The 15,680-nt window shown below is 73.6% G+C and carries 9 protein-coding genes; 3 read left to right on the top strand and 6 right to left on the bottom strand.

The window, feature by feature from the left end; all coding sequences use genetic code 11:
* The first annotated feature begins 42 nt into the window (after positions 1 to 42).
* Positions 43 to 762: a sterol carrier protein domain-containing protein gene (locus tag AC6JBM_RS26565; RefSeq protein ID WP_497986280.1), complete on the top strand. Its 720-nt coding sequence runs from the start codon at positions 43 to 45 to the stop codon at positions 760 to 762.
* Positions 763 to 1,076: 314 nt separating this feature from the next.
* Here the strand turns inward: AC6JBM_RS26565 and AC6JBM_RS26560 are convergent, their stop codons facing one another.
* Positions 1,077 to 4,754 (bottom strand): nSTAND1 domain-containing NTPase, encoded by a 3,678-nt coding sequence (locus AC6JBM_RS26560; RefSeq protein WP_497986279.1) that lies wholly within the window; start codon positions 4,752 to 4,754, stop codon positions 1,077 to 1,079.
* A 176-nt stretch (positions 4,755 to 4,930) separates the two neighbouring features.
* On the opposite strand from AC6JBM_RS26560, the gene AC6JBM_RS26555 reads away from it, so the two are divergent.
* On the top strand, positions 4,931 to 6,832 hold the full coding sequence (locus AC6JBM_RS26555; RefSeq protein ID WP_497986278.1) for a putative bifunctional diguanylate cyclase/phosphodiesterase: 1,902 nt from the start codon (positions 4,931 to 4,933) through the stop codon (positions 6,830 to 6,832).
* Here the strand turns inward: AC6JBM_RS26555 and AC6JBM_RS26550 are convergent.
* The 4 genes from AC6JBM_RS26550 to AC6JBM_RS26535 form a co-directional block, all read right to left on the bottom strand.
* Positions 6,818 to 8,848 carry an MDR family MFS transporter gene (locus tag AC6JBM_RS26550; protein ID WP_497986277.1) on the bottom strand — a complete coding sequence of 677 codons (2,031 nt, stop codon included), beginning with the start codon at positions 8,846 to 8,848 and terminating at the stop codon, positions 6,818 to 6,820. The genes AC6JBM_RS26555 and AC6JBM_RS26550 overlap by 15 nt on opposite strands.
* A 174-nt stretch (positions 8,849 to 9,022) precedes the next feature.
* Positions 9,023 to 9,985, bottom strand: coding sequence for a helix-turn-helix domain-containing protein (locus AC6JBM_RS26545; RefSeq protein WP_497986276.1), 963 nt, complete (start codon positions 9,983 to 9,985; stop codon positions 9,023 to 9,025).
* Between the two features lie 1,557 nt (positions 9,986 to 11,542).
* Positions 11,543 to 11,908 (bottom strand): PPOX class F420-dependent oxidoreductase, encoded by a 366-nt coding sequence (locus AC6JBM_RS26540; protein WP_497986275.1) that lies wholly within the window; start codon positions 11,906 to 11,908, stop codon positions 11,543 to 11,545.
* Positions 11,905 to 12,747, bottom strand: coding sequence for an SDR family NAD(P)-dependent oxidoreductase (locus tag AC6JBM_RS26535; RefSeq protein ID WP_497986274.1), 843 nt, complete (start codon positions 12,745 to 12,747; stop codon positions 11,905 to 11,907). Before AC6JBM_RS26535 ends, AC6JBM_RS26540 begins: the two co-directional genes overlap by 4 nt.
* Before the next feature lie 326 nt (positions 12,748 to 13,073).
* On the opposite strand from AC6JBM_RS26535, the gene AC6JBM_RS26530 reads away from it, so the two are divergent.
* On the top strand, positions 13,074 to 13,589 hold the full coding sequence (locus AC6JBM_RS26530) for a MarR family winged helix-turn-helix transcriptional regulator (RefSeq protein ID WP_497986273.1): 516 nt from the start codon (positions 13,074 to 13,076) through the stop codon (positions 13,587 to 13,589).
* Between the two features lie 161 nt (positions 13,590 to 13,750).
* On the opposite strand, the gene AC6JBM_RS26525 is transcribed toward AC6JBM_RS26530, so the two are convergent.
* Positions 13,751 to 15,640, bottom strand: coding sequence for an ABC transporter ATP-binding protein (locus AC6JBM_RS26525; protein WP_497986532.1), 1,890 nt, complete (start codon positions 15,638 to 15,640; stop codon positions 13,751 to 13,753).
* Positions 15,641 to 15,680 lie beyond the last annotated feature (40 nt).

Below are 15,680 nucleotides of genomic sequence, written 5' to 3'. Positions count from 1 at the left end.
CGATATTGACCGGCGCCGAGACGCCCCAGGCGGTAAGAACGGATGCGGGTGCACGAACGGGTGCGCCGGGAAAGGGTCGGCGAGCTCAGCCCGCAGTCCGGACGCTGGGACGGCCTGTCCGACGAGGCGAGCGGCACGGACGGGCCGATGCGGTACGTCGTGTGCCGTGGCGAACACGGCGTGACCGACGGCATCGCGCAGTACCGGCTGCCCTGGTCGAACCGCGTCGAGCACGCCGGTACGCTCGTGGTCGAGGCCCTCGAGGCGGCCACGCCGGAGGCCTACCGGGCCCTGTGGGCGCTGCTCACCGACTTCGACCTGACCCGCACGGTGGTGGCCCCGAGCCGTCCGGCCGACGAGCCGCTGCGCTGGATGCTGGCCAACCCGCGGGCCATGCGCGTCACCCGCCAGTCCGACTGCCTCTGGCTGCGCATCCTCGACCTGCCCGCCGCGATCGAGGCGCGCGCCTACGAGGCCGCCGCGGCCCTGACGGTCGAGGTCGAGCCCGACCCGATGTGCCCGGGCAACGCCGGCACCTGGCGCCTGGAGCTCTCGCCGGACGGGGCTTCCTGCTGGCGTACCGGCGGCCGGCCCGACCTCACCCTGCAGATCCAGGCGCTCGGGTCGCTGTACCTGGGCGGGATGTCCGCGGCGCTGCTCACCGCGGCCGGGCGCATCCGGGAGCACCGGGCGGGCGCGGCGGCCGAGCTCGGGCGGGCCTTGCGCACCGATCCGGAGCCGTTCAACGCGTTCGCGTTCTAACGGCACGAATCCGGGAGGGGCCGGGTGCGCACCGGCGGTACCGTCGCCGCATGGACGACCTCGACACCTTCGATCCCTATGCGGGGGCCGCCGACTACGACGGCGCCGACCTGCTCGACGACGACCTCGCGCCCGAGGACCCGTCGGCGTCGGCCTAGGAGCGTTCGTCCGGGCGATGTGGGCCGCCCGCCGGGAGCTGGAGACCGAGCCCGGCGGGCGGCCGCCCCCCTCGGTGCCGGGCAACGTCGTCGCGCCTGCACAGCCAACCGTCCGGCGGCGTCCGGCGTCCAGCACTCCGGACGGGTCCGGACGGCTCAGCAGGGCTGGGTGAAGGGCGCCGCCGGCACGTACTGCTCCCACTCCGCCCGGCTGATCGCGGCCCCCGCCCCCGAGCAGATGCCGGCGCCCGCGCGCCGCGGGTCGGTGTCCCACCGGCGGGTCGTGCCGTCGTCGCCACCCGCGGCCAGGGTGTGCCCGTCGGGGCTGAACGCGACCACGTAGTACGCGTCGTCGGTGCGGCCCAGCGTGGCCAGGGCCGCGGGGCGGGACGGCTCGCGCACGTCCCAGAGCCACACGGTGCCGTCGGTCGACGCGGCGGCGAGGCGGTCGCCGCCGGGGGCGAACGCGACCCAGTCCACGTAGCTCGCGGGGCCGGTGAGGCGGCGGGGGAGCGGTACCGGATGCGCGGGGTCGGCGAGGGTCCACAGCTGGATGCTCTTGTCGGCGCTGCCGGCCGCGAGCAGGCGCCCGTCGGGGCTGAAGGCGGCGCTGTACGCGTAGCCGGTGAACCCGCCGAGCGTGGTGAGCAGCCGGGGCCGGGCCGGGTCGGCGACGTCGAACAGGCGCACGCCGCCGTCGGTGTCGGTCGCGGCCAGCAGCGGGCGGCCCGGGTCGAAGGCGACGGAGAGCACGATCGCCTTGGAGCCCGGGATTGTGGCGAGCGGGCGAGCGCCGGGCACGTCCCAGAGGTACACGTTCCCGTCGTCGCCGGCCGCGGCCAGCACGGTGCCGCCGGGGCCGAACGCGAGCGACTCGACGAGGTCCTTCCCGGCGCTCAGGGGCGCCCCGGCGCGGCTCGGGCGGGACGGGTCCGCGACGTTCCACAGGTCGATCTCGCCGGTGCGGGTGGCGGCGGCGAGCAGGCGTCCGCCGGGCGCGTAGGCGGCGGTGCCCGCGTACCCGCCGGCGCCGGGCGGGCGGCTCAGCGGCGCGGTCCACAGGACCGGGCCGGCCGGGTCGGTGAGGTGCCAGAGCCGGACGGTCTGGTCCCTGCCCGCGACCGCGAGGGTGGTGCCGTCGGGGCTGTAGGCGGTGGCGAACACCCCGCCGGACGGGCCGGTGAGCAGCGGCCCGGGCAGCGTCCAGGTGCGGACGTACCCGTCGGTGCTCGCGCTGGCCAGCCCGTGCCCGTCGGGGGTGAGGGCGACGGCGGTGACCGGGGCGGGGTGCGGCAGGCGCTGCCGGCGGCGGCCGGTGGCGACCTCGAACACGGTGACGCTCTTGTCGCTGGAGCCGGCCAGGAGCGTCTCGCCGCCGGGCGCGAACGCGAGCGCGTTGACCCAGCTCGCCGGGCCGGTGATGGGCGGGCCGTGCGCGGCCGCGCGGGCGGGGTCGGCGACGTCCCAGAGCCGGACGGTGGCGTCGCCGCTGCCGCTGGCCAGGAGCCGGCCGTCGGGGCTGAACGCGACGGCGAGGACCTTGCCGGTGTGCCCGGGCAGGGCGGCGAGGTGGGCGGGGGCGGCCGGGCCGGCGACGCTCCACAGGTGCACGAGCCGGTCGGCGGTGCCGGCGGCGAGGGTCCGCCCGTCGGGGCTGTAGGCGAGGGACTGCACGACGTCGGCCGCCTCGGGCAGGGGCGGCGCGGGCAGGACCCCGGCCGCACCGACCTGCCAGCGGTGCACGGCGTGATCGGCGCCGCCCGCGGCCAGGGTGTGCCCGTCGGGGCTGAAGGCCAGGGCGTAGACGGTGCCGGCGGGCCCGTCGAGCGGCGGCAGGGCCTGCGGGTGCGCCAGGTCGTCGAGGCGCCACACGAAGACCTTCCCCTCCGCGCCGGCCGCGGCCAGCAGGTTCCCGTCGGGGCTGGCGGCGACCGCGTACAGGGCCTCGGCCGGGCCGGGCAGGGGCGCGCCGGCGAGGACGGGCGTGGCCGAGGTCCGCCAGAGCCGGACCGTGTGGTCGGCCCCGGCCGCCGCGAGCAGCCCGCGCCCGGGCAGCAGCACGACCGCCTGGGCCGCGCGGTCGAACGGGCCGAGCCGGGCCGGGGTGGGCGTGGCGGTCGCGTCGAGCAGGGCGGAGCGCGCCTCGAGCGTCGGGGCGGTGCGGTAGGCGGCCAGCGCCACCTGCCCGGCCAGGGTGGGGTCGCGCTCGCGCAGCCAGTCGGCGCGCCCGGCGATCATCCGCGAGAGGGCCTCGTTGCGCTGGTCGACGGCCGAGTGCCGCTGCTGGAACGCGTACCCGGCCAGCAGCAGCGTGCTGAGCGCGAGCGCGGACAGGGCGGCGATCGTGCGGTACAGCCGCCGGGTCGTCCGCCGCGCGTGCCGGGCGCTGGCCCGCAGGAACTCGGCCAGCGGCGGGGAGACCTCGGCCGGGTGCTCGCGGGCCCAGTCCTGCGCCGCGGCCAGCCTCGTGCCGCCGACGAGCGCCGCCGGGTCCCGCCGCTCCCGCTGCCAGCCGGCGGCGGCCGCGGCGAGCTGCTGGCGCACGACGAGCCCGGACCGCCCGTCCCGCAGCCACCCGTGCAGCCGGGGCCAGGCGGTGAGCAGGGCCTCGTGGCTGAGCCGGACGGTGCCGTCCTCGGCGGTGACGAGCCGGTGGCGCACGAAGCGCTCGAGGGTGGCCTCGGCCTCGGCGGCGTCGGCGGTGTCGAGGGCGAGTTCGGCGAGCAGGCCGGCGGCCGGGACCACGCGCCGGGTGTCGACGGTGTCGACGCCGACGTGCACGAGCGCGGTGAGCAGGCGCCGGGCCGGCTCGCGGGCGGACTCCGGCAGCCCGGCCCAGACCTCCTCGGCGGTGGCCGCGACGGCGCCGCTGATCCCGCCGGCCCGCCGGTACCCGGCCAGGGTGAGCCGCCGGTCGGCCCGCCACATGGTGAACAGCACGTGCGCCAGCAGCGGCAGCGTCGCGTGCCCGGAGCCGGCCTCGGCCAGCAGCAGCTCGACGAGCCCGTGCTCGACGTCGACGCCGGCCCGCCGGGCGGGCTCGGTGATCACGGCGCGCAGCTCGTCGCGGGTCATCTCCCCGACGGTGAACTGGTGCTGCTGGGCCGCCTCCAGCAGCGCCGGATACGCCAGCGCCGGGGCGTAGAAGTCGGCCCGCAGCGCGAGCACGACGACCGCGCCGGGCGGCGGGGCGAGGCCGGCGACGAAGGCGATGGGGTCGGTACCGCCCGCCAGCAGCTCCTCCGCCTGGTCCACGACGAGCAGCGCCTTGCGGGCCACGACGGAGGGGAAGGCGGGGCCGGCGGCGCCGGGCGTGACGATCTCGGCCGTCCAGCCCTCGGCCCGGAGCGCCGCGACGAGCCCGGCCCGCAGCAGCGAGGACTTGCCGGAGCCGGACGCGCCCACGACGAGCATCAGCCCGCCCCCGCCGGCGTGCCGGGCCGCGACCCGCTCGCGCAGCGCGGCCGTCATCCGCTCGCGGCCGAAGAACCAGGCGGCGTCGGACGGCTGGAAGCTCGCCAGGCCCCGGTACGGCTCCCCGGGGGCGGCGCGGCTCACGGGCCGGTGCCGGATGCGGTGCCAGGCGGCGAGCCAGTCCGCGACCGCCCCGGGCGGGACCGCGCACGCCTCCAGCACCCGCACGAACAGCGGCTGGGAGCTCAGCGACGGCAGCCCCTTGCCGGAGAACCAGTCGCCGAGGGTGCTCAGCGAGTTGCGGGCGCCGGCCTTCGTGGCGACCTGGCGCACCGAGAGCCCCGCCCGTTCGCGCAGCGCGGTGAGAGCCTCGGCGAAGGCGGCGCGGTCGTCGATGCGCCCGGGGTCCGGAGTACTCATTGCGCAGCAGAAGGTACCGAACGCGACGTTTCGGGGGAATAGGACCTAGGATCCTAGGATGCGAGAGCGGGTGTGATCCCGACTCGCAACCGCCGCTCCGGTCAACGTAGGCCCCACGGTGCCGACGATCCGGGTAGTGCGGCCCGCGGATGGCACGGGCGCGGACGGGAGCAGCCGTGTCACGATCGCAAGCCAGGCGCCGGGTCGCGTTCATCGGGCTGGCCCTGGTGCTGCTGGGGCTGACGGGCGTGAGCGTGGTCGGCACGGTGGCGACCCGGCACGTGGCGACGTCGGCGCGCACGGCGGCCTGGCTGGCCGAGGTGTACCACCACGCGCACGAGGCGACCGCGAGCGAGGAGATCTTCAAGCTGCAGTACCGCATCGAGCCCGAGCGCCACGCCCGCGTCGACCACGCCGACGCGGCGGCCTCGCTGGAGGCGTCGCTGCGCGACATCGACGCGCACGGCTCCGCGCACGACCGGGCCGTCGTCGCCGAGCTGCGCAGCCTGCACAAGCAGTACCTCGCCGCGGCCGAGCGGTTCTTCTCCGCCGTCGACCGCGCCGACCCGGTGCAGATCCGCCGCGTCGCCGCCGACGACATCGACCCCCTCGAGTCGCAGCTCGGCTCGATGCTGCACGACGCCGAGGAGGAGCAGGACGCGGCGGCCGGCGCGGCCAGCGACCGGCTCGACCGGGTGGAGCGGCTCGTGTTCGTGGCGACGCTGTCGTCCTTCGCCGTCGGGCTGGGCATGATCGTGGTCTTCACGCTCGTCGCGACCGGCTACCAGCGGCGCCTGGTGCGCCAGGCGATGCACGACGAGCTCACCGGCCTGCCGAACCGCGGCGTGTTCCTCGCCCGCACCGCCGAGGCCCTCGACGGCGCCCCGTCGGTGCTCATGCTCGACCTGGACCGGTTCAAGGAGGTCAACGACACCCTCGGCCACCAGTACGGCGACGAGCTGCTGCGGCAGGTCTCGGCCCGCACGACGGCGGCGGTGCGCGCCGCGGACACGGTGGCGCGGCTGGCCGGCGACGAGTTCGCGATCCTGCTGCCGGCGACCGGTGCGGCGGACGCGGCCCGGCTCGCCGAGCGAATCCAGGCGGAGCTGCACCGCAGTTTCGACCTCGGCGACGTGACGGTGGACATCGAGGTGTCGATCGGGGTGGCGTCGGCGCCGCAGGACTCGGGCTCGGCGGACGAGCTGGTGCGGTGCGCGGACATCGCGATGTACACGGCGAAGGACACGAAGGCCGGGGTGCTGGCCTACCAGCCGGAGATGCGCACGGAGGACTCGAGCCGGCTGCTGCTGCTCGGGGACCTGCGCCGGGCGCTGGAGGCCGAGGACCAGATCTCGCTGCACTACCAGCCGAAGGTGTCGCTGGCCGACGGGGCCGTGTGCGGGCTGGAGGCGCTGGTGCGGTGGCGGCACCCGGTGCGCGGCCCGATCGCCCCGGCGGACTTCATCCCGGTGGCGGAGACGACGGGCCTGATCAACCGCCTGACGCTGTACGTCCTGCGCCACGCCCTCGCCCAGTCGCGCGCGTGGCTCGACGCGGGCCGCGAGCTGCCGGTGGCGGTGAACCTGTCCCCGCGCTGCCTGCTGGACCCGGGGCTGGTCGACGACGTGACGCGGCTGCTGGCCGAGCACCGGGTGCCGGCTGGGCGGCTGCGGCTGGAGGTGACGGAGTCGGCGGTGATGGCGAATCCGGCGCAGGCCACGGCGACGCTGCGGCAGCTGCACGATCTCGGGGTGCGGCTGTCGATCGACGACTACGGCACCGGCTACTCGTCGATGGCGTACCTCAAGCAGCTGCCGGTCGACGAGCTGAAGATCGATCGGACGTTCGTGCTGCACATGGACACCGACCACGACGACGCCGTGCTGGTGCGCGGGGCGGTGGAGCTGGGCCACAACCTGGGGATGACGGTGGTCGCCGAGGGCGTGGAGGCCGCGGCGCACGCGGACGCGCTGCGGGCGCTCGGGTGCGACATCGCGCAGGGGTACCACTACGCCAGGCCGATGGCGGCTGCGGATCTGGAGCACTGGCTGCAGGCGAAGGTCCTAAGCTTTCTGTAGCTCGCCCTGCTCGTCGACCAGCCGCGTCGCGATGTTCGTCAGCGCCTTGTCGAGCAGGGCGTGGTCCTCGGGCTCGGCGAGGGTGATGTCCTCGAGGTGCGCGTCGAGCCACTGCTTCCAGGCGGTGCGGACCCGGTCGAGCTGGGCCTCGCCGGCCGGGGTGAGCTGGACGGCGTCGCCGTCGAGGCGGGCGAGGCCCGCACCCTGCAGCTCGCTGAACGCGGGCGCGATGACGTCGCGGGGCATGCGGTGCCGGTCGGCGATCGCCGTGACGGTGGCCTCGCCGCGCACGGTGGTGTGCAGGTGGGTCTGGCCGACGGCCCAGGCCTGGGCGGGGCTGAGGCCGCCGCCGGCCGCGGTGAGGATGCGGTTGACGAAGCCGGGGTCGGTGCCGCGGGTGTGACGGATGGTGTCGCTGATGGCACGTTCGAGCTGGCCGATCCGGTCGGCGGGCGGGGCGGAGAACGCGTCGCCGACGTCGGTGGCGGCGGCGCGGGCGCTGTCGCGCAGCGGGACCTCGCGCAGGAACCAGGCGATGAGGAAGCCCAGCAGCGCGACGGGCACGACCCAGCGGAACACGTCGGTGATGCTGGAGGCGTAGGCGTCGATGATCGGGGCGGCCTGCGCGTGGGGCAGCTTGGCCAGCAGTTCGGGGTTCTGGGCGGCGACCGGCGCGACGCCGGGGTCGCCGGCGAGGGCCTTGGCCAGGGCGGGGCCGAAGTGGTTGGAGAACAGGGTGCCGAAGATGGCGGTGCCGAAGCTGCTGCCGAGGGTGCGGAAGAACGTGACGCCGGACGTGGCGGTGCCGAGGTCGGCGTAGGGGACGGTGTTCTGCACGGCGATGGTGAGCACCTGCATGGACAGGCCGATGCCGAGGCCGAGGACGAACATGTGCAGCGACTCGAGCCAGACGCTGGTGCCGGGCTTCATGGTCGACATGAGGTAGAGGCCGGCCGCCATGACGGCGCCGCCGGCGATCGGGAACGCCTTGTAGCGGCCGGTGCGGCTGATGATGGTGCCGGACGCGATGGAGGTGGTGAACAGGCCGAGCACCATGGGCAGGGTGCGCACGCCGGAGTCGGTGGCGGTGACCCCGTCGACGTACTGCAGGTAGGTCGGCAGGAAGGTCATGGCGCCGAGCATCGCGAAGCCGACGATGAAGCTCAGCGCCGAGCAGACGGTGAAGACGGAGTTGCGGAACAGCCGCATGGGCAGCATCGGCTCGTCGGCGCGGACCTCGACGGCGACGAACGCGGCGAGGAGCACGACGGCGGCGGCGAAGAGCCCGATGATGACGGGGGAGCTCCAGGCGTACTCGTTGCCGCCCCACGACAGCGCCAGGATCATGCTGGACGCGCCGGCGGCGACGAGGGCGATGCCGAGGTAGTCGATGACGGGCTTGATCGCCGCGCGGATCGACGGCAGCGCGCGGGCGGACATGGCGAGCACGACGACGGCGACGGGGACGTTGACGTAGAACGCCCAGCGCCAGCTCAGGTGGTCGGTGAACAGCCCGCCGAGGGTGGGCCCAACGACGGTGGTGACGCCGAAGACGGCCCCGAGGGCGCCCTGGTAGCGGCCGCGGTCGCGCAGCGGGATGACGTCGGCGATGAGGGCCATCGCGGTGACCATGAGCCCGCCGGCGCCGATGCCCTGCACGGCCCGGGCGGCGATGAGCGTGACCATGCCCGGGGCGAGGCCGCACAGCGCGGATCCGGCGACGAACACGACCGTGCTGACCTGGAAGACGAGCTTGCGGCCGAACAGGTCGCCGAACTTGCCGGCCAGGACGGTGGCGACGGTCTCGGCGAGCAGGTACGAGGTGACGACCCACGACATGTGCCCGGCCCCGCCGAGATCGGCGACGATCGTGGGTAGTGCGGTGGAGACGATCGTCTGGTCGAGCGCGGCGAGCAGCATGCCGAGGAGGATCGCGGTGAACACGACGTTGATCTGGCGCCGGCTCAGCATCGCCGGTGCGTGCTGGGTGTCTTCGGCGAGCGCTTGGCTGCTCATGTCTGCCAGTTTCCGCCGGTTCACCCGTTCGGGTGGTCCGTTTTGGCCGATTTCGCCGGCCCGTTTCGTTGGCCGGGTTCGTTTTGGTGCCGATAAGTCGGGCGCTCCGCGCCGCGACTTATCGGATTTTTCGCCTGACGGGGTATCTGCCCGAATTCCCGGCCGCCGGCTTCGTCAGGTGCGCAGGGTACGGCTCGGCAGGTGGCCGTAGACCGCGCGGTAGTCGGCGGTGAACCGGCCCGGGTTGGCGAATCCCCAGCGGCGGGCGATCGCCTTCACCGTCACGCCCGCGCCGGGCTCGGCCACCTGCAGCTCGCGGTGCACGCGTTCGAGGCGGACCCGGCGCAGGTACTCCAGGGGGGTCTGGTCCAGGTGCCGGCGGAACGCGACCTGGAGCCCGCGTACCCCGATCCCGGCGGCGGCGGCGATCGTGGCGGCGGTGAGGGGCTCGGCGGCGTGGGCGTCCATGTAGGCCACCGCCCGGCGGACCGCGGCCGGCGGGATGCGCCCCGGCTCGGGCAGGCGCGCCGCTGTCATCGTGGTGTTCGGGAACACCGTGAGCAGCGACGCGGCGGCTAATCGGCGCAGCTGGTCCAGCAGCAGCGGTGGCAGGTCGGCGTCGGGCACGGCGAGGTGGCGGGTCAGGTGCACGGCGGTCGCGGCCCAGTAGCGGCGCATCGCCTCCGACACCGGCGTCACCGCCTCGAAGCGCAGGTCGGCGGCGGGCATCCCGGTCGCGGCCTCCGCCACGGGGGCGATGACATCCATCGGTACCCGCACGGTGGCCAGGGACGCGTCGTCGTACTCCGCCGCGAACTCGATGCCGAGCGGGTACAGAAACCCGCCGTGGCGCGGCACCTCGGTGCTGTCCTCGCGCCCGTGCACGATCCCGCGGCCGTCGGCGACGAACCCGGCGAGCAGGAAGTCGACGGGTTCGACGGCGGCCGCGTAGTGCATGCCGCCGAGGCGCATCAGGTCGGCGCCGAGCCCGTCGTAGTTCGCGGTCCGCAGCGACACGCCGCCCGTTTCGCTGTCGTCGAAGCGCATCCGGGGCCGGTGCACGGCGACCCGGTTGAGCGACTCCGCGGCCTCGTCCCGGTCGCGGGTGCGGATCTCGAAGTATCTGGAACTCCCCACGACGACCTCCAGTCACAGCAGCACCGTGGGCATCATCGTGCCGTAATCGACGCCCGTGTGGGTGCGGTCCGCCAGGTTGGCTGTCCCGCGCCGAGCGCTACGGAATGCGCGGCGGGGCCGGCGCGGACGGCGGCGGGCACAGTGACCAGCGCGAACGTCCATTCGCACGGCAGCGGTCGCACGAGCCGGTCCATGCCGGTGGCGGTCGCGATATTTGGGATCCGAACGATCTGCCGTCCACCACCTGGGCGACAGCGATTTCGGTTTCCGGCCAACCCGTTCGCCGCGGCGCGATGCCCGGCCGCGCCTCGGATTCGTGCGCAGTCCTCGGCGCCCCCTCGGCGGCCGCGTCATCGCCACGGCCATCGAGATTGGCTGCTGTTGCATCGTCGGCGTCGGCGTCGGCGTCGGTGGGTGCGGGGCACGCGGCACGCCCACGCGCACGCGGCACGCCCACGCGCACGCCGCACGCGGCACGCCCACGCGCACGCCGCACGCGGCACGCCCACGCGCACGCGGCACGCCCACGCGCACGCCGCACGCCCACGCGCACGCGGCATGCGGCACGCGCACGCGGCATGCGGCACGCGCACGCGGCACGCGCACGCGGCACGCGCACGCGGCACGCGGCATGCGGCATGCGGCACGCGCACGCGGCATGCGGCACGCGCACGCGGCATGCGGCACGCGCACGCGGCATGCGGCACGCGCACGCGGCATGCGGCACGCGCACGCGGCATGCGGCACGCGGCACGCGCACGCGGCACGCGGCATGCGGCACGCGCACGCGGCATGCGGCACGCGGCACGCGGCACGCGCACGCGGCATGCGGCACGCGGCACGCGGCACGCGGCACGCCGGATCGTGGACGGCCGCCGCATCCTCGCCGCCGGTCCATAGTGGACCGATCGCAAAGCAGCGTCGGGCTGTGCCCGCCACGCGCAATGTGCGAACGCGCACCGCGTGCCGCGACCAAGACGAACTGCGCGAGTGGACGATGTGGGCCGCGCGAACCCGCATTGTGCGTTGCGTGCGGTGCGGGCTGCGCGAGTGGACGATGTGGGCCGTGCGAACGCGCATTGTGCGTTGCGTGCGGTGCGGGCTGCGCGAGTGGACGATGTGGGCCGTGCGAACGCGCATTGTGCGTTGCGTGCGGTGCGGGCTGCGCGAGTGGACGATGTGGGCCGCGCGAACGCGCACTGTGCGATGCGTGCAATGCGGATTGTGCGAGTCGTGCTGAGTTGGCTGTCCGAGCGGTCGACGTCGCCTCGGGCGAGGTTATCCGTGTCAGCACGCTGGAAGGCACGCCCGCCGGAACCGCGCCGAGGCGGAGGGGTGGCTAGGTGAGATCGAGGGCATCGACCTGACCCTGCGTTCTTGGCCGACAAGCGGCAGCAGACCACCCGGGTCAGTCAGGTCAACGGGGTCGTCGGGATCTGCTTACCCACCATCACGCCTCCCGCGCTGTAGTTGAGCTGACCCGGCTGGCCGGAGGGCAGGATCGCCTTCGGCCAGCCCAGGGCCGAGAGTTACACCGCGCGGCGCCGCAGTCGCCCCTCACCCGGGAAGGTGGCTGTGGACCTTGTCCGGGTGGATTCGGATGACTTCGGGACTGAAGTGGGATCCGAGGTCGTGGGGGCCTTCGAGCAGTTCGGCGGTGCCGCGGATCTCGACCATGCGGGGCCGCCACGGGCGCACGCTGGCGAGGTCGTCGACGACGAAGGCGATCTTGGGGTTGGCTCGCAGGTTGCGCCATTTCTTACTGGCGCCCATGTTGAGGCCGCCGATGAGGATGGTGTCGTCGTCCTGCAGGCGGTAGACCACGGGGTTGGCCTGGGGCTGGCCGGACGGGTCGACGGTCGCCATCCGGCCGAGGATCTGGCTGCGCAGGTAGGCGCGTTCGGCGGGGGTGAAGCCGGTCATGACGACACCTGCCAGACCCGGACCCCGGTGCGGGCGACGAGGTCGGCCGAGGCTTTCGTGAAACCGCGGATGTGCTGGTCGGTGAGCCCGGGTGTGGGGTAAATGACCCGGCCCTTGTTGTCGAACATCAGGCCGCTGTCCCCGCGCAGATCGGGTGTGACCAGCAGCGGGGTGATCCGGGCAGCGTAGGTGTCGGCGCTGGCGGTAATCAGGCCGACGGTACCTTCGAGTAGCTTCTGGCGCCAGCTGCCCTCGCCGAGCATGTTGCCGCGGATGCCGGACTTGACGAAGCCGGGGTTGAGGCCGAAGACGCGAAGGTGCGGGTAACGGTTCGCGGCGTCGAGGACCAGCATCTCGTTGCCGGCGACGGTGTTCATGTGCACGGCCATGCTCTTGTAGGAGCGTTCGGCGTTGAGGTCGTCGTAGGTGCCGGGTTTGCCGGAGCCGGGGTAGCCCATGACGAAAACCCGGGATGTGGCGGGCAGGCGTTCGGCGATTCGGTGCAGGATGACCAGGCGGCTCAGGTAGCTGACGGCCAGGTCGCGTTCGATGCCTTCGGCGGTTTCCTGTCGCTGGGGTGCGGCCATGATGCCGGTGGTGAACACGACCAGGTCAAGGGTTTCGGCGGGCAGTTCCGTGGCGACCCGTTCCGCTTCGCGCATCAGGTTCAGGTCGGCCTGCAGGAAGCGGATGCCGGGCACGTCGCTGTCGCGGAAGGTACGGCCGACGACCAGTACCTCGGCGCCGCGGGAGGCGAGGGTCCGTGCGATGGCGCGGCCGATCCCGCCGGTGCCGCCGACGACGGCAGCTCGGGTGCCCTTCAGGTCGAGGCCGGCCACGGCGGGAAGGTTGACGACGACGTTCTTGTTCCGTTTCACGATCATCCTCTGAGGGGTCGGGCCCGCCGGGACGCACCGGCGGGCCGCTGCGGGAAGTGGGTCAGCCGGCGAGAGCGGGGTAATCGGTGTGGCCGGTGTGATCCCTGCCGAATGACGTGCGGGTCTCGATCATGTGCAGAGTCGAACCCGTCAGCCATGATCTTTTCCTTCGTGGGGAATGTCGTTGCCGGGGATGGGGATGACGGCGCTTGATGCGCCGAGCGACTCACCTATCAGTAGTTCTTGCCGAGAACCAAAGTAGTTCTCGTCGGGAACTTTCGCAATGTATGCTGCTTCACGCAGGTCGGCGGGAAGAGAAGGGCACGGCGGTGACGCAGAGCGAAGGATTCGGAGCCAGGCTGGTCGGCCTGTCCGTGCTGATTCAGCGCCGGTATGCACAGATCTGCGCCGACCACGACCTCACCCCGGCCCAGGCGCAGCTGCTCTGCATGATCAAGGACGAGCCGCTCGGCATGTCGCAACTCGCCAAGATCATGGGGCTGGCCAAGAACGGCCTCAGCGGCCTGGTCGACCGCGCCGAGAAACGCGGCCTCGTCCACCGCGAGACACCCGACCACGACCGTCGAGCCGTAACCCTCAGCGTCACCCCACTGGGCCAGGAAACCGTCGACGCTCTCTTCGCCGACGTCAACAAGCATCTCCCGGACATCCTCGACAAGCTCTCTGTTGAGGATCGGCGAACTGCCGACCAAATGCTCATCGCGATCGCCACCGCCGCCGGCGCTCCCCTGCTCTTCGGCGGGGCAGGAGCATCACCGACAACGCCGTGTACGGCGTGTTGACCGTTTGGCACCGGATGAGCATCTGATCTCGCCCACATCCACGGAGCCCTCGCGCTTCCAGTCCAGACCGGTGCAGATAAGCGCTTCCAGTCCAGACCCGGTGCAGATAAGCAAGGTCCGACGCAAACGAACACGGCGGCGCGGACAGCCCGGGGGAGAGGTCAGGCCAGGTAGCCCGCGGCCTGGAGGCGGAACAGCTCGCTGTAGCGACCGCCGGCGTCGATCAGCTCGTCGTGGGTGCCCTGTTCGACGACGCGGCCGTGGTGCAGGACGTAGATGCGGTCCGCGTGCCGAACGTTGGCCAGGCGGTGCGTGATGAGCACCGTCGTCAGCCGCCCCTGCCGGTCGCGGATCGCCTGGAACAGAGCGTCCTCCGCGCGCGGGTCCAGCGCCGACGACGGCTCGTCCATGATGAGCAGGTCCGCGGTGCGCAGGAACCCCCGCGCCGCCGTGATGCGCTGCCACTGCCCGCCCGAGAGGTCCTGGCCGTTGGCGAAGGTACGGTCCAGGAGCGTCTCATAGCCGTGCGGCAACTCGGCGATCATCTCGTGCGCGGCGGCCCGCACCGCGGCGGCCTCGATCCGCGGCTGCGACGGCTCGGCCGCGGCGTCACCGATGGCGATGTTCGTCGCCGCGGTGAACGGCCACTTGTGGTACTCCTGCGTCACCACGGCGATGCGCGCCTGCAGCGCCTCGGTGTCCCAGGCGGAAAGCGCGCGGCCGTTCCACTCGATCGCGCCCGTGTCGGGCGTGCGCAGCCCCGCGATCATCGACGCCAGCGTGGTCTTGCCCGAGCCGTTCTCGCCCACGAACGCGACGGTCTGCCCGGCGTACACCGTGAGCGACACGTCATCGACGGCCGGCGTGTCGCGGTCCGGGTAGGCCAGGCTCACCCCGCGCACGTCGAGGCGTCGCAATGCGTCCGGTTCGGCGCGGTTCTCGGCACCGTCGTGCGGCAGATACTGTTCCGCCCGCGCCATGAACCCGGTGTAGTCGCCGAAGTGGCGGCCGTCGGTGTAGATCCGGTCGATCTGCAGCGTCACGGTCGTGAGCGAACGCTGCGCGGTCTGCACGGCGATGACGCACGTGGCCGCGGCCGCGATCGGGATCTGCCCGCGCATGAGCAGCACCCCGAGCAGCGTGTAGACGCCGACGGTGGCGATGCCGCCGATGACCGATCCGACGCTCGTGGTCGTCGTGACCCGCCGGGCCAGGGCGAGCTGGATGTCGGTCTCGGCGCCCATCACGCGGTCGTACTGGTCGAGCAGGAACCGCCGCAGCCCGTAGGAGCGCAGCTCGGTCGCCGAGTCGCGCTCGGCCATGAGCCGGTGCAGCAGCCACAGCCGCCGGCGGCGCACCGAGCCCGCGATGAAGGTCTGGTACCGCTGATGCCCCGCCCGCAGCGACGCCCACGCGTTCGGCACGGTCGCCACGAGCAGCGCGAGCAGTAGCAGCGGATGGATGACGATCACGGCGGCGGCCACGGCGAGCAGCCCCGCCAGCCCGGCGAGCAGGTTCATGGCGCCCTGCACGAGCCCGACCGCCGAGTCGGTGCCGCGCGAGGCGCGTTCCATGTCGTCGGCGAACGCGTCGGCGTCGAACGCGTCCAGCCGCACGGCGGTGGTCACCTCGAACAGTGAGCGTTCGACCTCCCGGTCGACCCGCGGGGTGAGCCCGTTCTGCGCGTACCCGGACGCGATCCCGAGCGCCGCCCGCAGCCCGGTCACGGCGGCCAGCGCGGCGAGCGCGGGCAGCGCCGCGGAGACCCGCTGCGGCGTCGGCCCGCCCGCGAACAGCTCCACCAGCACCTGCCGGGTCGCGAGCAGCCCGAACGACGCGAACACGCCGGAGCCGACGGTCGCGATGCCGACGAGCAGGGTCCGGGCCCGGTCGGCGCGCCAGCTGAGCCGGACGGCGGCGGCGAGCAGGCGGGGCAGCTCGGCGAAGACGGTCCAGGTGCCGGCCTCGGCCCGGGCCCGCGCCCCGCTCTCCCACCACATCGCCCGCAGTTCGGGCAGCACCGAGTCGGCGGGTCCGGCCTGGCGCGGCACGGTCCGGTCCCGGGTGTCGGTCGAGTCCTCGGCGCTGGGT

Source organism: Dactylosporangium thailandense (assembly GCF_059739745.1).
The sequence above is the reverse complement of the archived record's forward strand: the minus strand, read 5'-3'. Positions and strand labels throughout refer to the sequence as shown.